This is a genomic window from Streptomyces sp. NPDC054887, from assembly GCF_053610585.1.
This window is the reverse complement of sequence record NZ_JBSGYQ010000008.1, coordinates 72,510-91,757: the sequence shown is the minus strand read 5'-3', so window position 1 is coordinate 91,757 and position 19,248 is coordinate 72,510. Positions and strand designations below refer to the sequence as shown.

Sequence of the window (19,248 nt, the reverse complement as noted above, 5' to 3'; positions counted from 1 at the left end):
ACAGACACAGGCGTACCTACTGGTCGGTATGGTCGTGGGGTTGATGGACGATCAGGGAGGCTCCATGTCTGCTACCAACCGCCAGATCCGCCTGGCGGCCCGCCCCGAGGGTGACGTCAAGGCCACCGACTGGGAACACGTCTCCGTACCGGTCGAGGCTCCCGGTCCCGGCCGGTTCGCCGGCAGGACCCGCGTCATATCACTGGACCCGGCGATGCGCGGCTGGCTGGACGACCGTCCGTCCTATCTCCCGCCCGTCGGGCTCGGCGAAGTGATGCGGGCCGGGTCGGTCGTCGAGGTGACCGCCTCCGAGCACCCCGACTTCAAGCCGGGCGATCACGTCGTCGGCACGTTCGGGGTCCAGGAGCACGTCGTCTCCGACGGCAAGGGCGCACTGAAGATCGACACCTCGCTCGCGCCGCCCTCGACGTACCTCGGCGCTCTCGGCATGCCCGGCATGACGGCGTACTTCGGCCTGCTCGACGTCGGCGCCCTCAAGGAGGGGGAGACCGTCGTCGTCTCCGGCGCGGCGGGCGCGGTCGGCACCATGGTCGGACAGATCGCCAAGGTGAAGGGGTGCCGCGTCGTCGGCATCGCCGGCGGACCCGAGAAGTGCGCGCTGCTCACCGACGAGCTGGGCTTCGACGCGGCGATCGACTACCGGGCCGGCGACGTCAAGCGCGCGTTGCGCGAACAGACCCCCGACGGCATCGACGTCTACTTCGACAACGTCGGCGGGGAGATCCTCGACGCGGCGCTGACCCGGCTGGCCATGCACGCCCGTGTGGTGGTCTGCGGCGCGATCAGCCAGTACAACAACGCGACGCCGGTCAAGGGCCCGTCCAACTACCTGACCCTGCTCGTCCGCCGCGCGCGCATGGAGGGCTTCGTGGTCTTCGACTACGCCAAGCGCTACGCACAGGCCGCGCAGGAGATCGCGGGGTGGATCGGCGACGGCCGGCTCAAGGTCAAGGAGCACGTGGTGAAGGGAACCGTGGACGACTTCCCCGAGACGCTGCAGATGCTCTTCCGCGGCGAGAACGTCGGCAAGCTGGTGCTGGATCTGGGCTGACCGCCGGGGCGGCCGGACCGTACGCCGGCGGACCGGAAGCGGGGGGATTCCGCTCCCCTGGCGGTGCGGCTGCCGGGCCTGCGGCGGACGGGCCCGGCGGCCGCACCGAACCACCTGTTTCACGGGACCATATCGAAGCGCTTCGATTCGAGCTCTGGACAGCCTCCACTTGGCCGCATTACTGTGAACGACCAGCCAAGAGACCGGTGCACAGTGCGCTGTCGAAGCGCTTCATCACCTGGAGATCAGATGGTCACCCTTGCCGACGTGGCGCAGCATGCCGGAGTCTCCGCCAGCACGGTGAGCTACGTCCTCAGCGGCAAGAGGACCATCTCCGCGGTCACCAAGCAACGGGTCGAGCACAGCATCAAGGAGCTCGGATACCACCCCAACGCCGGGGCGCGGGCCCTGGCGAGCAGCAGGTCCAACATCATCGCCCTGATGACGCCGCTGCGCACGGACATGTACGTACCGGTCATGATGGAGATCGCCATCGCGGTCGCCACCCATGCCCGTGAGCACGGGTTCGACGTGCTGATGCTCACCGGCGAGGAGGGGCCCGCCGCTGTGCGCCGCGTGGTGGGCAGCGGCCTGGCCGACGCCATCATCCTGATGGACGTGGAACTGGACGACGCCCGGCTCCCGTTGCTCCGGGAGAGCGGCCGGCCCGCCGTGCTCATCGGGTTGCCGGCCGAGACCACCGGCCTGACCTGTGTGGACCTCGACTTCGCCCGGGCCGGCGCGCTCTGCGCGGAGCACCTGGCCGGGCTGGGACACCGCGAGATCGCCGTGATCGGGGAAGCGCCGGCGGTGTACGAGCGCAAGACCGGCTTCGCGGAGCGGACCATCGACGGGCTGCGGGGCCGCGCGCGGCAGCTCGGCCTGCGCGTGCTGCACCGCCCCTGCGAGGGTACGTACACGGCCGTCGTCGGCGCCCTCGGGCAGATCTTCACCGAACGCCCTGACATCACGGGCTTCGTGGTGCAGAACGAACAGGCCGTGGAGCCTCTGCTCAGCCTGCTGCGCCAGGACAGGCGCGCCGTGCCGGAGGACATCTCGGTGGTCGCCATCTGCCCGGAGCAGGTGGCGCTCCAGGGATCGGTCCGGCTGACCTCCGTCACCATTCCCGCGCGCGAGATGGCGCGGCAGGCCGTCGAACAGCTGGTGGCCAAGATCGAAGGACGGGGCGACGACGATGTCGTCCTCCTGGAGCCGGAACTCGTCGTACGTTCCAGCAGCGGTCCGGCGCCCGTCTCCGCCTGAGCCCCGGAGCCGGGGGCTCTGCACGCAACTGCCCGGCCCAGGAGCCTGAAACCGTCCAGGAAGCGGAGACCGTTCCGGCATCGGGAACGCCGCACAGCCCGGCGCCTGCGCCCCGTTGCCCACCGTTCAGCGTCCGCCCCCCTCCGCCACTCCCCCGCAGCTCTTCCATAGCGCTCTTCGTGTGCCCTCTCACGCCCAGGAGTTTCGCCCGTGGACCAGTCACCCGGCCTCGCCCAGTCGTCGCCCACCGCAGGAACCGTCCGGGAGCGCGACGGCGTTCTGGAATGGAGCGGACGTCAGGAGACCGTGCGCATCGAGCCGTGGGGGCCCGACGCCGTCCGGGTCCGCGCGCGCATCGGCGGCCCGCTGTTCGAAGCGCTTCCGGGGGCGCTCCTCGACGTGCCCCCGGTGTCCGACGCGGCCGTCAAGGCGGACGCCCACTCCGGCACGCTGGTCAACGGGGCGATCACCGCCGGGATCGACGCCGAGGGCATGCTGCGGTTCACCGCCACCGACGACGGGCGGGAACTCCTCGCGGAGGAACGCGCGCACTTCTGGTGGCCCGGCCCCCGCCTCTACACCCCCAACGGCAACGGGTACCACCGTCTTGAGCAGCGCTTCGCCGCCTACGAGGGCGAGAGGCTCTACGGTCTCGGCCAGCACCAGCACGGCCTGTTCGACCAGAAGGGGGCGGTCGTCGACCTGATCCAGCGCAACGCCGAGGTCAGCGTCCCCGTCCTCACCTCCAGCCGCGGTTACACCCTGCTGTGGAACAACCCCGCCGTCGGGCGGGTGGAGTTGGCGCGCACCGGGACGCGCTGGGTGGCCGACAGCGCGCGCCAGATCGACTACTGGATCACCGCGGGCGACCCGTCGCAGGCCCAGCGGCGCTACTCGGCCGTGACGGGCCGCACCCCGATGCTGCCGGAGTGGGCGGCCGGATTCTGGCAGTGCAAGCTGCGCTACCGCACGCAGGAGGAACTGCTGGCGGTGGCCCGCGAGTACAAGCGGCGCGGGCTGCCGATCGACGTGATCGTCTGCGACTTCTTCCACTGGACCCACCTGGGCGAGTGGAAGTTCGACCCGGCCGAGTGGCCCGACCCGGCTGCCATGACGCGCGAGCTGGACGAACTCGGCATCAGGCTCGTCGTCTCGGTGTGGCCGTCGGTGTCGCCGCTGAGCGAGAACCACGTGCCGATGGAGCAGCGGGGCTACTTCATCGGTACGGAGTACGGCCCGATGGCACACGCCGACTGGCCCGACAAGGAGGTCGCCGAGCCCGTGCAGGTGGCCTTCTACGACGCCACGAACCCGGCGGCGCGCGCGTTCGTCTGGTCCAGAGTGCGGGAGAACTACCTCGAACCGTACGGGATCCGCTCGTTCTGGCTGGACGCCTGCGAGCCGGAGCTCAAGCCCGGTTTCTCCGCCAATCTGCGCTATCACGCGGGGCCCGGCCAGGAGGTCGCCAATCTCTATCCGCGGGAGAACGCCCGTACCTTCTACGAGGGGATGGTGGCGGCGGGCGAGAGCGAGATCGTCACCCTCAACCGCTCGGCGTGGGCGGGCAGTCAGCGCTACGGGGCGGCCCTGTGGTCCGGTGACATCGGCACCGACTTCGCCACCCTGCGGCGGCAGGTCGCGGCCGGCCTGAACACGTCCCTGTCCGGCATCCCGTGGTGGAACACCGACATCGGCGGCTTCCACGGCGGCGACCCGGACGACGAGGCGTACCGGGAGGTGATGGTCCGGTGGTTCCAGTTCGGCGCGCTGTCCCCGCTGATGCGGCTGCACGGCTTCCGCGACCCGGGGATGCCGCTCGGCCCCGCCATGACGGGCGGGCCGAACGAGGTGTGGTCGTACGGGGAACGGGCCGGGAAGATTCTCTCGTGGTACCTGGGGCTGCGTGAGCGCCTGCAGCCGTACGTACTGGAGCAGATGCGCGCGGCCCACGAGGAGGGACTGCCGCCGATGCGCCCGCTGTTCATGGAGTTCCCGAGGGACGATCGGGCGTGGGGTGTCGCGGACGCCTATCTCTTCGGGCCCGACCTGTTGGTGGCCCCGGTCCTCGACGCGGGGGCGACCAGCCGTACGGCGTACCTGCCGGCCGGGGCGCGGTGGACGGACGCGTGGACGGGCGAGACGTACACGGGCGGGGACACCGTGACGGTCGACGCGCCGCTGGACCGGATCCCGCTCTTCCTGCGCGACGGGGCCCGGCTGCCGGTCACCGGGTGACGGACGACCGCGGTGCGACCGGGCGGGAGGGCCGGTCGCACCGCGGTCGCGGTGTCACCTCGCCGTGACGCCGAAGTCGTGCGTGACGAAGTCCAGTCCGCCCGGTGACGAGGTGATCTCGTAACCGAACTGCACGTCGCCGATGGTGACGTCACCGATCCAGCCCTTGGAGGACCTGAGCCAGTCGAGGACGGCCTTGATGTTCACCGTGCCGGACGTGGAGTTGCCGGTGCGCAGGAACGAGTACACGGCGTTGGAGCCGTTGTCGCCCCGGTAGACGTCCCACGTGTGACCGCCGAGGGTGACCCTGCCCTGGCTCGTGCCGAGCGGCCCGACCGGGCCGGTCCGGTTGACCCACAGCATGATCTCGTGGTCGTAGGCGGTGTCCCAGATGTCGTACGAGGTGGTGTACGCGCCCGAGGCCGGGACGGAGACGCTGTAGTGGGAGCTGAGCGACGACAGCGCGCTGATCCTGCGGTTCACCACCTTCTTCGCGTTGGGGTAGGACTTGATCCCGCCGGTGCCGGGGTGGTCGGCCCACACGCCCCAGTCGGTGGCCGAGTCGGCCCAGATGGTCTGGGCGCCGGCCCCGGAGCCCCAGATGTTGTTGTAGAGGGTGTATCCGCCGCTGTTCCACGTGCCCCAGCGGTCGGAGGAGTGCCAGACGGCCGCGTGGGCGGGGGCGGACGCGAGACCGACGACGGCGAACATCGCGAGGAGCGGGGCCAGGAGCGCGGCGAGGCCGGGGCGGCGGCGTGTACGGCGGGGTGCGTGTGCGGTGTGTGCTGTGCCTTCCATGGAATCCCTTCCGGGTGGGGGTCACGTCGTCCCGGGGACGGAGAGGACGTGTGTCTCGTCGGCGACGAGGGTCAGGGGGAAGCGGCCGACCGGAGTGACCACTTCGATCGTCCGGTCGGCCGGTGACGTGATCGCGGCGGTGGCGTACTCGTCGCACCAGGTCAGGTCGAGCCGGGCCGCGAACCGGGTGCGGACGCCGCGCAGGGATCCGGCCGGGCACCCCGGCGGCACCGCCGGCAGCAATACCAGGCGGTCGGGGGCCGACTGGACGAGGCACTCGACGAGTACGGCGGGGAGTGCGTGCGCCGCGTCCGCGTTGTAGACGTCCCGGCCCGGGTAGTGGGAGCTCATCAGCGAGGCGTGGAAGAAGTCGCCGCCCAGCACCCGGCCCAGAGCCCGGCTCGCGAGACGCCGGTCGCGCAGCCGGGCGGCGACGAGTGCGGTGTGCAGGTGGCCGTGCGCCGAGTCGTTCTCGGCGCCGCGCAGTGCCAGGGCCCGGTGTGCGGCGGCGGCGAGCGCGGGGGTGTCGTGGGGGGTGATGTCGTCCAGCGGCCACACCGGGTACAGGTGGCTGAGGTGGCGGTGGTCGTACGTGTCCGCCAGCCCGGGGCGGGCCCATTCGGCGAGGGCGCCGTCCTCGTTGACGCGGTAGGGCGGCAGGCGCTCTGCGAGTGCCCGCCAGTGGGGGGCGCTCGGGTGGTCGGGGGCGAACGCGGCGGCGGTGGTGAGGGCGTGCCGGGCGGCGGCGATGTCCATCGTGGCGTCGACCGTGCCCCAGCCGGCGTTGGCGGGGCGGTTCTCCGGCGAGTACGAGGGGACCACGGCGAGGCGGCCGCCGGGTCCCGACCGGACGAGGAAGTCCTCGTAGAACTGCGCGACTTCGACGAGGGCGGGTCGCAGACGGGGGTCGGGCCGGCCGCCGGTGAGGACGTCGTCGACCAGGGGCTGGAGCAGCCAGTCGGCGCCCGCTGTCCAGAGGTGCAGCGGATAGGCCCGTTCGAAGTGGCGGGTGTGGCCGCTCTCCCCGTCCGTGTGCGAGGGCGCGACGATCCCGCGCGCGCCGAAGATCGCCCGGGCGTTGTCGCGCCAGTCGGACAACTGGCCGTACACCAGCCGCGCGTGGGCCTGCGACACCTCGGGGAGCGCCCCGGCGGCGGCCGAGGAGATCTGCAGGTTGAGGTTGGCGTTGGTGGTGAACGCGCCGGACCATGCGGTGTCCCAGTCGCCCGTCCACAGGCCGGTGAGGCGGGGCGGCAGGAGGCCGCTGGACGACAGCAGGTGGTAGCGGCCGGCGGCGAAGAGCCGTTCGAGGAGCGCCGGGCTGTCGGGCAGGCGCAGCAGAGCGCTTCCCGGCAGGGCTCTTTCCGCCGCATCGGCCGTCAGGGTGAGCTCGGCGCGGAGGTAGGCGTCACGGTGACGGGGCAGGTGACGCGCGAGGAGCCGGCCGTAGACCTCGGCGGAGGTGTCCGGCGGCGGTGCGGATGTGGTGGCCGGCGGCACGGAGGCGATCCCCGGCGGCGCGGTGGGGGTGTTCGGCGCGGTGGGGGTGGCCCGCGGCACGGTGGGCGTGTCCCGCGGCACGGTGGGCGTGTCCGGCGGCGGGGACGCGGTGGCCGGGCGGGCGGTGCCGCGTGGGGGCGGGGCGAGCAGCGCCCGCAGTGCGGCTTCCTGGTCCGCGGCCGGGTCCAGCCGCGCGGGGTGCCGCTCCACCCGGGTCAGGAGAAGCAGCGCGGACGCACCGGTCACCCGCAGCCCGGCGGAGGTGGGCGCCGTGCGGCCGCCGGTGACGGCCACCACGGTCGTGCCCGTGAAGGCGGTCCGTCCGTCCGCGTAGTCGGTGCGCAGGACCAGTACCGCCGTGGCGCCGTGCTCGCCGCCGTCGACAGTCGACGTACGGCTGAAGCGGAGCCCTTCGGGCAGTCCCGGCAGGCGTTCGTCGAGCCGTACGCCGGCGCTGAGGCCGCCCGGCCGGGTGCTCGTCCGGTGCACGATCACGTCGTCGGCGCGGGAGACGAAGACGTCGCCGCGCCAGTCGCCGTCCACGGCGCTCGCGACGCCCGTGGTGAAGTCGACGTGCCTGCGGTAGTCCCGCGATCGGTGTGCGGCGCGCCGTACACCGACCTGGAAGGCGGGGTGGAAGGGCTGCACCCACACCAGCGGATGCCCGGCGCCGAAGCGCTCCGCCGCCGTGGTGTCACCTGCCAGCAAGGCGTCCTGGAGAGCCGGGAGTTCGGCGGCCAGGGCGGGCGGTCCCAGGTGCTCGCTGCCGTTGGGGCGGACCAGCGTGTGGTGGGTCACGACGACGCGTTCGTCGGCCGGGTCGCCGAAGACCATGGCGCCGTGCCGGCCGTTGCCGCTGAGGTAGGCGTCCTCCCACCGGACCGCGGGTTCCGGCTCCCACGTCCCGTGCCTCACGGCCGCCCTTCCTCCAGGACGGCCACGCCATGGCGTTCGAGGCGGACCGTTCCGTCGGTCCGGCGGCCGGAGAGCAGGTCCAGGTGGTGGCCCGGCACGGTGACCGTGATTGGTCCCGGCGCGTGGTTCAGCAGGAAGAGCAGGCCACCGCGGCGTACGGCCTCCAGTCCTGCGGGCCGGTCCGCCAGGACGGGCCGCACGTCCGCCGCGTCCGCGATCTCGGTCAGCAGTGCGCACAGGGCCGCCGGTTCGGGGAGGGTGGAGACGTACCAGGCGCGGCCGTCGCGCAGGACGGCGGGCAGGCCGGTGAGTTCGCCGCCGCGGTACACGGCGACGGCGTCAGCGGTGGACGCTTCCAGTTCCTCCGCCCACACCGTGCCGTCGAAGGCGCGGAAGCCGTCGCATTCCACCGCCTCGCCGGCCTTCATCGGCCACCACTCGTGGACGACGGCGATGCCGAACAGGTCGCGCAGGCGTGCGTCCATGCCGCCCGGCCGGATGCGGTCGTCCCCGTCCGCGACGCCGGTCAGGAAGCCGGAGACCAGGGTGCCGCCGCCGTACACGAAGGCGACGAGGTTGTCGACGGCCGTGTCGGTGAGCAGGTACAGGTGCGGGACGACGACCAGCCGGTAGGCGCTCAGGTCGTGCTCGGGGTGGGCGAAGTCGGTGGTCAGGCCCGCGTCCCACAGGGCCCGGTGCCAGGCCCGTACGACCGTGGGGTAGTGCAGCTCACAGGACGGCCGGCCCTCCTGCTCGTCGGCCCACCAGGAGTTCCAGTCGTGCAGGAGGGCCACCTCGGCGGTGACGCCGGTGCCCGCGACCCGCTCCCCCAGCCGGTCGAGATCGGCGCCGATCCGTTTGATCTCCTGGTAGGTGCGGCCGTGTTCGCCGGCGTGGGACACCATGGCCGAGTGGAACTTCTCCGCGCCCTGCCGGGACTGCCGCCACTGGAAGTGGCACACGGCGTCCGCGCCCCGGGCGACGGCCTGGAGGGACCAGAGGCGGCCGAGGCCACGCGGCTTGGGATGGTTGACGCCCCGGAAGTTGACCGCGCCGGGCGCCTGCTCCATCACCATCCACGGTCCGCGTGCCTGGGAGCGGGTCATGTCCTGGATCATCGCGCCGTACTGGCCCCCGAGCGGGTCGGCGGGGTCCGGGTAGATGTCGACGGAGACGACGTCCTCCTCCCCCGCCCACTTCCAGGCGTCCTGACCGGTCCAGAACGGCATGAAGTTGCTCGTGACCGGGATGTGCGGGGTGTGCGCCGCGACGATGTCCCGTTCGGCGCTGTAGCACTCCAGGAGCGCGTCGGAGGTGAAGCGCCGGAAGTCGAGGGTGCAGGCGGGGTTGCGCAGGTACTGGGCCCTGCGCGGCGGGATGATCTCCTGCCAGTCGTCGTAGCGCTGGCTCCAGAAGGCGGTGCCCCACGCCTCGTTGAGCGCGTCGGTGGTCGTGTAGCGCTCGCGCAGCCAGCGCCGGAAGTGCCGTGCGGTCTCGTCGCACCAGCAGAACGTGCAGTACTCGTTGTTGACGTGCCACATCCGCAGGGCCGGGTGGCCGCCGTAGCGCGCGGCGAGGTCTTCGGTGAGGGCTGTCGCGAACCCCCGGTAGACGGGTGAGCTGGGGCAGAAGTGCTGGCGCGAGCCGTACCAGATCACCGATCCGTCCTCCCCGCGCGGCAGGGTCTCGGGGTGCCTCGCTCCCATCCACGGCGGCGGTGCGGCGGTGGGGGTGGCGAGGACGACTCCGACGCCGTGCCGGTGCAGCAGGTCCAGCAGCCGGTCGAGCCAGCCGAAGTCGCGTACTCCCGGGCGCGGTTCGATCCGCGACCAGGAGAACACGCCGACGGTGACGGAGGTGACCCCCGCCTCCTTCATCAGCCGTACGTCGTCGGGCCAGGTGTCTTCGGGCCACTGCTCGGGGTTGTAGTCGCCGCCGAACAGGATGCGGCCCCCGGTGGCGTCGTTCAGGGAGGGCATGCCGTCACTCGCTTCGTCGCAGGAGGGGTGCGGGCCGACCGGGGTCAGGCCGGGTCGGCGTACTGGATGCCGCGTCCGTTGGTGCCGAGGTACACGCGGCCGTGGATCCGTGGGTCGCCGGTGATCGTCTCCCCGATCCAGCCCCACTGGTGGTCGTCGTCGTTGACGCGGATCCAGGAGGCGGCCTCGTCGTCGGAGCGGAACACGGCCGTCTGCTCGCCCGTGGCGCCGACCTGGAAGAGCGCCGGGTATCCGGCGCCCTCGGCCGCTCTGCCGAAGCCCAGGGTGTACGAGGCCCAGCAGCTGGCGACCTTGGTGAAGGTGCGGCCGCCGTCCGTGGAGCGGTACAGGCCGTTCCACTTGGCGGAAAGCCAGAGGTGGCCCTCGCGTCCGGGGGCGGCGGCGATCCGGAACTGGCTGTCGCCCGAGGGCAGTCCGGTGGCGCCGGGGGTGAACCTCAGGCCGGCGTCGACCGACCGCTGAACGGTCCCGGAAGCGGTGTCGTAGGCGTAGAAGCACCGGGGGTTCACGGGGTCGGCGACCGGGGTCGCTCCCCGGGGGAAGCTGGGCGCCTCGGCCCAGGTGGCGCCGTTGTCGGTGGACCGGTGGGTGGGGTGCGTCGAGCCGTCCCAGTGGACGAACGACCACAGCAGGACCCGGCCGTCGGCACTGACCGCGAGGGGCCCCGGCGCCGTGGCCGCGATGTCCGGCTGGCCGGCGAAGGGCTGCCAGGTCTGCCCGCCGTCCTCGGACCAGGCGCCGTTGCGGTCCGGCGCCCAGCCGGCCCGTACGACGTACGAGGGCTTCAGGGCCGCCGTCGCGAGGCCGGTGGCGGAGCCGAAGACCGGGTTGTCCGCCATGCCCCGGGACGGCGAGGCGGTCAGCGAGTCGTGGTACATGACCCCGATGTCGCCGAGGCCGCTGATCAGGTGGGCCCTGCCGGTGGGCGGGGAGATCAGGTGCCGGACGGCGCTCTCCTCCAGGCCGCGGATCTCGGGGGCCCAGTGGACCAGGTCGCGGGTGCCGTAGAGGGTGGCGCCGGTGCCGTACACGATGTGGCGGGAGTCGTACGGGTCGACGGCGACGGTCTGCATCCACCAGCCGAACTTGGGCGCGCGCTCGCCCCAGCGCAGGTACGGCGTTTCCGAGACGTCCAGCACGGCCCGGTCCTTCAGCGACGACCAGGTGCGTCCGCCGTCGGTGGAGCGGAAGACGGTGTCGACCTGGGCCCACCGGTTGTTGGTCGTGACCACGAGGGTGCCGGGGCGGCGGGCGTCCACGGCGACGCCGCCGTAGCCGAAGGTGTCACGTGATCCGTCGGAGGCGGTGCCGCCGGGCGCTACCGGCGTGACGTCGCTCCAGGCGCCGGTGGCGGTGTCGAGCCGGTGCACGCTGCCGTCGCTCTGGCCGTTGGGCCCCGGCTCGTCCGCGAAGGTGACGTACAGGGCGCGCGTGGTGGTGTCGTACGCCGCCCGGACCGGTGTGCGCGCCGCCGGGCCTTCCGGCTGTCCCGGTACGGGTTCCCAGGTCGCGCCGTCGCGGCAGCGGTAGAGCGTGGGGCCCCCGTCGGCCCATCCGGCGTACAGCGTCCGGCCGGCGGCGACGAGGAGGGTGATGCCCTGCCCGGTCGGCGAGGGTTCGGCCGGGAAGTCGGCGCGCGCCCAGGCGGCTCCGCGGTCGGTGGACTTCCACAGGCCGTCGTGACGGCTGCCGAGCCACAGGGTGGAGTTGTCGCGCGGGTCGACGATCAGGCGCTCGCCCGCCCCGCGGCCGTCCTCGTTGGCGCCGAGTTTGACCGGCAGGTCGGTGCGCGCCCAGGTGGCGCCGCGGTCGTCGGAGCGCACCACCGCTCCGTTGCCCGCCCAGCTCTGGGTGTACGTGCCGAGGGCGAGGTAGAGCCGGTCGGGTTCGCGCGGGTCGACGGCGACGGCCTCGACGCCGAGCAGGTTGTAGTCGTCCCAGCCCAGGCCGTCGTTGAGGGGCGTCCACGCACGGGTGCGGTCGTCCCGGCGGTAGGCGCCGCCGATGTCGGTACGGGCGTAGGCCAGGCCGCGGACGGCGGGGTGGAACAGCACGCCGGTGATGAAGCCGGTGCCGCCGATGACGGCGTTGCGCCAGCGGTGCGGCTGCGCCGCGGCGGCCTGCGGCGGCCGGCCCGCCGCGCGGTCCGCCGGGGAGGCGTGGGCGGAGTGCGCGGCGGGCCAGGCGGTGAGACCGGCGGCGGCGCCTGCGGCGAGGACGGTGCGCCGGCCGGGGCGGTGTGACGACATGGCCATGTCTGCGGCCTCTCTTCGGTGGGGGGTCCTGGCAGGGCGGTGGCGCGTGGTGACCGCCGTGCCCGGCCCTCGGCAGGTACGGCAGGGCCCCGCCGGGGTTCGGGGGGCCCGGGGCCACGGCCTGGGGCCCGGCCCGCCTGGGGGGGGGGCCCCGGGGGGGGGTGGGCCGCCTGGGCCCCGCCGGCCCCCACCGTCGGGGGGGTGGGCGGGGCACGGCGGTGGTTCGGGGGGCCGGGTGCGGCGCCGGCGGGTGACGCCGGGACGGCCGGTGCGGTGACGCGACGGCCGGCGGCGGACGACGGGCGTGTCAGCCCTTGACCGCGCCCGTGAGCATGCCCTTCTTGAAGTGCCGCTGGACGAACGGTGAAAGGACGGCGACGGGCAGCAGCGCGAGGACCATGACGGCCATCTGGATCGACAGGGGTGAGAGCTGTCCGGCGTTGATGGCCTGGGCGAGTCCGGCGGGCCGTTCCTGCTTGAGGACGAGCTGCATCATCACGTTCTGCAGCGGCATCATGTCCTGGTCGCTGAGGTAGATCGACGCGTTGAACCAGGCGCTCCAGTAGCCCACCGCGTAGAACAGGGCGATCACGGCGAGCACCGCCCGGGACAGTGGCATCACGATCTGCCACAGGATGCGGAAGTCGCCCGCCCCGTCGATGCGGGCGCTGTCGGTGAGTTCCGGTGCGACCGACATGAAGAAGGAGCGCAGGACGAGGATGTTGAAGACGTTCACCGCGCTGGGGAGGATCAGGGCCAGGTAGGTATCGGTCAGACCGAGTCCTTGCACCAGCAGGTAGGTGGGGATGAGTCCGGCGCCGAAGAACATGGTGGCGAGGAGCGTCACGAGCAGCGGCCGGTGCAGCAGCGATCCGCTGCGGGAGAGCCCGTACGCGCACAGGACGGAGACGGTCATGCTGAAGAGCGTGCCGACGGCCGTGACGCCCAGGCTCACCATCGCCGCGCGCGTGACCTGGCCGCCGCCGAGCAGTTCCTGGTAGGCGACGAAGGTGAGGTCGCGGGGTACGACGACGAGTCCGCCGGCCGCCGTGATCGTCTTCGACGACGACAGGCTGGTGACGACGACGATCCAGAGCGGGAAGAGGATCGCCGTACAGGCCAGCGCGAGGACCGTGCCCTTGGCCGCGAGTCCCGCCCGGCCGGGCTCCTCCTCCCAGGCGGGCCGCAGCCGGCCGCGGGCGCCCTCCCGCCGCCTCGTACCGGTCACGGTGCTCATCGCCTGTACACCCCCTGCTCGCCCATCATGTGGGCGATCTTGTTGGCGGCCAGCACCAGGCAGAGGCCGAAGATCCCCTTGACGATCCCGACGGCGGCGGCGTAGCTGAAGTCGCCGTACTGGATGCCGACGTTCCAGACGTACGTGTCGAGCACCTCGGCCGCCGTCGGGCCGACGGCGGTGCGCTGGAGGAGGATCTGCTCGAAGCCGACGGTCAGCGCGTTGCCCACCTGGAGGACGAGCAGCAGTGCCACCACCGGACGCAGGGCGGGCAGGGTGACGTGCCACATCCGCCGCCACCGCGAGGCGCCGTCCATGGCCGCCGCCTCGTACAGGTCGGGGCTGACCGACGACAGCGCGGCGAGGAAGACGATGACGCCCCATCCCGCGTCCTTCCAGACCATCTCGAAGGTGACGAGGAACGTGAACAGGCCGGGGTCGGTCATCAGGTCGACGCCTTCGTGCCCGTGTTCGCGCAGGGTCTGGGCGAGCATGCCGGCGCCGCCGAACATCTGCTGGAAGATCGTGACGACCAGCACCCAGGAGAAGAAGTGCGGCAGGTACAGGATCGCCTGCGCGACGGCGCGGACCCGGGGCCGTACGAAGCTGTTGATGAGCAGCGCCAGCAGGATCGGGACGGGGAAGAACAGGGTGAGCTGCACCAGGAAGATCGCCAGGGTGTTCCCCAGCGCCTGCCGGAACAGCCGGTCCTCCCACATGCGGACGAAGTGCTCGCCGCCCACCCAGGGGCTGTGGGAGACGGCCTGCCAGGCGTTGTCGCCGAGGTAGGGGTCGTACTCCTGGAACGCCACCACGTTGCCGAGCAGCGGTACGTAGTGGAACACCGCCACCAGGAGAACGGCGGGCAGCGTCATCAGGATCAGTGTGCGGTCGCGCCGGAGGCGGACCCTCCAGCCGGTCCCCCCGTGCGGGCGGGGCCGGCGCGCCGGTGGGTGCGCGGGCCCCGCGTCCGGGTGCGCGACGGGCCGGGACGGGGCTGTGGTGCTGTCGTCGGCGGCGCGATCGGGGTCCGCCACCCTGCTGTGCGACACGTTCTCTCTCCCTCGCTCCCGGCTCGGCCGGTGTCCTCGGGACTCAGGACGCCCGGCCGACCTCGTCGAGCAGTTCGCGGTACCAGTCGCGCAGTCGGTCGCCGCCGCGCGAACGCCAGTCCGACACGGCCTGCTGCATGTCGCTCACCTTCTTGCGGCCGCGGACGACGTCCTTCTCCAGGTCCTCGAACTGGCTGCTGAGTTCGGCCCAGCGCCTGGGCTCCTGGACCTGCGCGCCGTAGAACAGGGGCTTGGTGACGAACGCGCCCATGCGCTGCTGCCAGCGCACCATGCCCTCGGCGACGTCGGGGTGGTTGGGGTAGGCGAAGAACTGCTGCGGGCTCGCGATGTACTCGTAGGTGGCGAAGACCTCGTTGTTGCCGGTCTCGGTCTTGGTGATGCCGTCGCCCTCGACGGTGTGGTGGACGCCCTCGACGCCGTATGCCTTGAGCCGCTGTTCCCTGGTGCCGTACGGGGCCGCGGTGAAGTTGGCGATGGCGAGGACGTCGCGGACGGTCTTCTCGTCGGCCCTCTTGTTGACGAAGGCCCAGATGTTGGAGGGCGAGCCGGCGTAGAGCTTCGGATCGCCGCCGTCGTGGTGGAAGTAGTCCATCGCCGCCATGGTGAACTTCGGGTTGTCGCCGCGCTGGACGACGGTCTTGCCGTACCAGTCGGAGATGTCCGCGTTGTACATCCACACGCGGCCGGAGGCGAAGAGGTTGCCGATGTCGCCCGTCTCGGCCTTGGCGTCCGGGTGCACGACCCCCGCGGAGTACAGGGAGCGGGACCACGCGAGGGCTTCGAGGTACTCGTCGGTCTCGACGCGGTGCACGAGCTTGTCGCCCACCAGCTTCCAGCAGGTGGGCTTCTCGTCGAGCACGCCGAAGAACTTGTACGCGGCCCAGGTCATGTCGCCGCAGCCCCAGACCTTGTTCCTGGCCGACGTGATCTCCTTGGCCAGGTCGAAGAACTCCTGGGTGGAGGTGGGCGCTTCGTACCCCTTCTTCTCGAAGAGGTCGGAGCGGTAGAACGGCGCGATGTTGGGGATGTCGCTCGCCGGCATGGGCAGGCCCCGCAGTTTGCCGCCGAACACGGCACGCTGCCAGGCGCCCGTCGGTACGGCGGCGAGGTTCGGGTACTCCTTGACCTTGTCGCCTGACAGGTACGGCCCGAGGTCCGCGAACTTGTTGTTGATGGCGCTCGGTATCTTGCCGCCGAGTTCCCAGGCGGGGACCACGACGACGTCGGGGACGGAGCTGGAGGCGAGCACCGCGCCGAGCTTCTGCCCGTAGGTGTTGCCGTCCTGGTTCTGCCATTTCACCTGGACGCCGATGGCCTCGTCCATCGCCCTGTAGTACGGGTTGCCGGACTGGGGAGGGGTGCCCCACAGCGGGGCCATGACCGTGACGGTGCCGCCCCTGCCGAGCTTCTCGGGTACGGATACCGCGAGGCGGGAGGCCGGGAGGGCGGTGGTGAAGCCCAGTGCCGAACCGTTCTTGCTCGGCAGGTCCGGCTTCACGACGTCCGAGCCCACGAAGGCCGGGAGAACACCGCGGAGCTTCTTCCCGGTGGTGGCGCCGTCGGTGTCGTCCCCACCGGACGTACCGCTGCACGCGCCGAGCAGGGGGACTCCGCCGGCGACGGCTGCCGCGGCCACCGCGGTGGACGCGAGGAACGCTCTCCGGCTGGGAGCTGTGGTCCTGGGCATCGGGTCAACCCTTTCCTCGTGCGGACAGCCGGTGGGCGTTCGGGGTCGGCGTGCGCGCATGCGTGTCGGCGTGCGGGGATGCGCTGAGGGAATCGGACGGCGGGCTTCGCACAGCCTTGTCGGTTCTGTGCGAGCTCTCCGTCGAAGCGCTTCGATGTTGCAGCGAGGTTAAGTGAGGACGCCAGTCCGTTCAAGGGTCGGTGCGAAAATCCTCGCAACTGCTTGCCGGTTGAGGCTTCCCGCATCCGTCCGGCTCGCGAGGAGAGGGCTGTTGTCGGTCCGGCCCTCTTGACACCCTTACCTGGGCAGCCTCAGCATCGAAGCGCTTCGAATCCGGTGTACGCCCAGATCGATCGCCTTCGGGGGAACCCACGTGACCGACGCCCAGCCGCCGTTCCGCGATGCCGCGCTCTCCGTCGACGCACGCGTGGACGACCTGCTCACGCGGCTCACTCCCGACGAGCGCATCGCGATGCTGCACCAGTTCGCGCCGGCCGTCGACCGGCTCGGCGTCGGCGCCTTCCGCACCGGCCAGGAGGCGCTGCACGGGGTCGCCTGGATGGGCCCGGCCACCGTGTTCCCGCAGGCCGTGGGGCTCGGCGCCACGTGGAACGACGCCCTCGTGCGCCGGGTGGGGGAGGCGGTCGCGGCCGAGGCGCGCGCGATGCGCGCCGGCGATCCGCGGGTCGGCCTGAACGTCTGGGCGCCCACCGTCAATCTGCTGCGGCACCCGCTGTGGGGCCGCAACGAGGAGGGGTACTCCGAGGACCCGCACCTGACGTCCGCCATGGCCGTCGCCTACACCGGCGGCCTGCGCGGGGACCATCCGGTCTACTGGCGTACCGCGCCGGTGCTCAAGCACTGGCTGGCGCACAACAACGAGACGGACCGGGCCACTTCCTCCTCGTCGATCCGCCCGCGTGTGCTGCGCGAGTACGACCTGCGCGCCTTCCGCGCCGCCGTCGAGGCCGGCGCGGTAGCGGGAGTGATGCCCGCCTACAACCTGGTCAACGGCCGGCCGAACCACCTCTCGCCGCTGCTGCGCGAGGAGTTGCGCCGGTGGACGGACCAGTCCCTGGTGGTCTGCTCGGACGCCGGCGCGCCCTCGAACCTGGTCGACGCCGAGCACTACTACGCCACCCACGAGGAGGCGACGGCCGCCGCCCTGCGCGCCGGGGTGGACAGCTTCACCGACCACGGGCAGGACTCCTCGATCGTCGTCGGCCGGATACGCGGGGCGCTGGACCGGAAGCTGATCGGCGAGGAGGACGTCGACGACGCGGTGCGCCGGCTGCTCGCCCTGCGGTTCGCCCTGGGCGAGTTCGACCCGCGCCTCGACCCGTACGCCGGCGTCAGGACGTTCGACACCCCCGGGCACCGCGCGCTGGCGCGGGAGGCGGCCGAGCAGGCCGTCGTACTGCTCAAGAACGACGGCCTGCTGCCGCTGGCCGGCGGTGAGCGGATCGCGGTCGTCGGCCTCCTCGCCGACGAGTGCAAGCTCGACTGGTACAGCGGGACGCCGCTGCGACGCGCCACCCCGCTCGACGGGCTGCGCGAACGCTTCGGCGCGCGGAACGTCTCCTTCGCCGAGGGCGTCGACCGGGTACGGCTGCGGACGGCGGGCGGCTGGGTGCGGGTGCCCACTTCGCCCGCCGCCGCCGGGGCGCGGGGGGCCGGGGGCGCCCTCGACCCGGCGCTGCTCGCGGGCCGCACGGATCTGCCGCCGGTGACCTGCGGCGGCGAGCCGACGGAGTTCGCCGTGGCGGACTGGGGGGCGGGCCTGCTGACCCTCCGCGCGCCCGACGGAAACTACCTGTCGGTCGCACAGGACGGCTGGGTGCGCGCCTCCGCGGACCAGCCCGGTGGCTGGGTCGTACAGGAGACGTTCCGGCTGGAGCAACACGGGGAGGGGCACCTCCTGGCGCACGAGGGGACGGGCCGGTATGTCTCTGTCACCGCCGAGGGCCTGAAGGTTGCCGACGAGGGCGACCTTTTCGAATGGGTGGTCGCCGAGCGCGGCGAGGACGCGGTGGCGGCGGCCGCCGCGGACGCCGACGTCGTCGTCGTGGTGGCCGGCAACGACCCCCACATCAACGGGCGCGAGACGGAGGACCGCACCACACTCGCTCTTCCGGACCACCAGGACCGGCTCTGGCGGGCGGCCCGGTCCGCGAACCCCCGCACGGTGCTCGTCCTCACCTCCTCGTACCCGTACGCGGTGACGGAGGCGGACACCGCCCTGCCGGCCCTGCTCTGGACCGCTCATGGAGGTCAGGCGGCCGGGACCGCGCTGGCCCGGGTCCTGGCCGGCGACGTCTCGCCGGGCGGCCGGCTCCCGCAGACGTGGTACGCGGCCGATGCCGACCTGCCCGGCCTGCTGGACTACGACGTCATCGGCAGCCGCCAGACCTACCTCTACTACGAGGGCACTCCGCTGTACGCCTTCGGACACGGCCTGTCCTACGCGTCCTTCGCCTACGGCGGCCTGTCGGCCGAACGCGCCGGCGACACGGTCCGGGTGGCGTTCTCCGTCGCCAACACCGCGGCGGCCACCGCCGACGAGGTCGCCCAGCTCTACGTACGCGCCCCGGACACGTCCGTGGTCCGCCCCCTGCGGCAGCTCCTCGCCCACCGCAGGGTGCGCCTTCCCGCGGGCGCGCGGGAGCGGCTGGAGTTCGAGGTGCCCCTGGCCGACCTCGGCTTCTGGGACGTGGCCCACGGTCGGTGGACGGTGGACGGCGGGCGCTACCTCTTCATGGCGGCCGCCTCCAGCACGGACGTCCGTTGCACGGCTGGGCTGGAGATCGACGGTGAGGAACGCGGCCCGCGCGCCGTGCTGGAGCGCGGCCTGCAAGCCGCCGACTACGACGAGCAGAGCGGCACGTCGCTCGTGGACCGCTCCCGGACGTCCGGCGACGCCGTGACCACCACCGGCGGCCGGGCCGGCGAACTCGTCTTCCGCCGCTGCGACTTCGGGGGCGGCGCCACGGCCGCGTCGGTGGAGGTGTCGGCCACCGGACCGGCGGGGGCAGAGCTGCGTCTGGCCGACGGCACGCTCCTCGCGTCGTACGCCGCCCCTGCCACCGGCGGCCCGTACGACTACGTCACCCTGAGCGCCGGCTTGTCACTGTCCGGGGTGCACGACCTGCACGTCCGCCTGCGCGGTCCCGTCCGCCTCGCGCGGGTCTCCTTCACCGGCTGAGGGCGCGAGGC

Annotated in this window: 11 protein-coding genes; 4 read left to right on the top strand and 7 right to left on the bottom strand. The window is 72.3% G+C overall.

Annotation, left to right across the window (positions count from 1 at the left end; all coding sequences use genetic code 11):
• The first annotated feature begins 64 nt into the window (after positions 1-64).
• From ACWGH0_RS06825 to ACWGH0_RS06815, 3 genes are all read left to right on the top strand, one after another.
• Positions 65-1,072: an NADP-dependent oxidoreductase gene (locus tag ACWGH0_RS06825; protein ID WP_453403087.1), complete on the top strand. Its 1,008-nt coding sequence runs from the start codon at positions 65-67 to the stop codon at positions 1,070-1,072.
• A 249-nt stretch (positions 1,073-1,321) separates the two neighbouring features.
• Complete coding sequence (locus ACWGH0_RS06820; protein ID WP_453403086.1) at positions 1,322-2,335, top strand: LacI family DNA-binding transcriptional regulator; 1,014 nt, start codon at positions 1,322-1,324, stop codon at positions 2,333-2,335.
• Between the two features lie 210 nt (positions 2,336-2,545).
• Positions 2,546-4,570 (top strand): glycoside hydrolase family 31 protein, encoded by a 2,025-nt coding sequence (locus tag ACWGH0_RS06815; RefSeq protein ID WP_453403085.1) that lies wholly within the window; start codon positions 2,546-2,548, stop codon positions 4,568-4,570.
• A gap of 54 nt (positions 4,571-4,624) precedes the next feature.
• Here ACWGH0_RS06815 and ACWGH0_RS06810 read toward each other — a convergent pair whose 3' ends face one another.
• The 7 genes from ACWGH0_RS06810 to ACWGH0_RS06780 form a co-directional block, all read right to left on the bottom strand.
• Positions 4,625-5,368: a GH12 family glycosyl hydrolase domain-containing protein gene (locus ACWGH0_RS06810; RefSeq protein ID WP_453403084.1), complete on the bottom strand. Its 744-nt coding sequence runs from the start codon at positions 5,366-5,368 to the stop codon at positions 4,625-4,627.
• 21 nt (positions 5,369-5,389) lie between these two features.
• The gene (locus tag ACWGH0_RS06805; RefSeq protein WP_453403083.1) at positions 5,390-7,783 is read right to left on the bottom strand and encodes a glycosyl hydrolase family 95 catalytic domain-containing protein; all 2,394 of its coding nucleotides are present in this window, start codon (positions 7,781-7,783) and stop codon (positions 5,390-5,392) included.
• Positions 7,780-9,762 (bottom strand): beta-galactosidase, encoded by a 1,983-nt coding sequence (locus ACWGH0_RS06800; protein WP_453403082.1) that lies wholly within the window; start codon positions 9,760-9,762, stop codon positions 7,780-7,782. The genes ACWGH0_RS06805 and ACWGH0_RS06800 overlap by 4 nt, the downstream gene beginning before the upstream one ends.
• Positions 9,763-9,806: 44 nt before the next feature.
• A complete protein-coding gene (locus ACWGH0_RS06795) occupies positions 9,807-12,032 on the bottom strand; it encodes a 1,4-beta-glucanase (protein WP_453403141.1) in 2,226 nt (741 codons plus the stop codon).
• 313 nt (positions 12,033-12,345) lie between these two features.
• Positions 12,346-13,275, bottom strand: coding sequence for a carbohydrate ABC transporter permease (locus ACWGH0_RS06790; RefSeq protein ID WP_453403081.1), 930 nt, complete (start codon positions 13,273-13,275; stop codon positions 12,346-12,348).
• Positions 13,272-14,327 carry an ABC transporter permease gene (locus tag ACWGH0_RS06785; protein WP_453403080.1) on the bottom strand — a complete coding sequence of 352 codons (1,056 nt, stop codon included), beginning with the start codon at positions 14,325-14,327 and terminating at the stop codon, positions 13,272-13,274. Before ACWGH0_RS06785 ends, ACWGH0_RS06790 begins: the two co-directional genes overlap by 4 nt.
• Before the next feature lie 43 nt (positions 14,328-14,370).
• Positions 14,371-16,035, bottom strand: coding sequence for an extracellular solute-binding protein (locus ACWGH0_RS06780; protein WP_453403079.1), 1,665 nt, complete (start codon positions 16,033-16,035; stop codon positions 14,371-14,373).
• A 373-nt stretch (positions 16,036-16,408) separates the two neighbouring features.
• On the opposite strand from ACWGH0_RS06780, the gene ACWGH0_RS06775 reads away from it, so the two are divergent.
• On the top strand, positions 16,409-19,237 hold the full coding sequence (locus tag ACWGH0_RS06775; protein ID WP_453403078.1) for a glycoside hydrolase family 3 C-terminal domain-containing protein: 2,829 nt from the start codon (positions 16,409-16,411) through the stop codon (positions 19,235-19,237).
• The last annotated feature ends 11 nt before the right edge of the window (positions 19,238-19,248 follow it).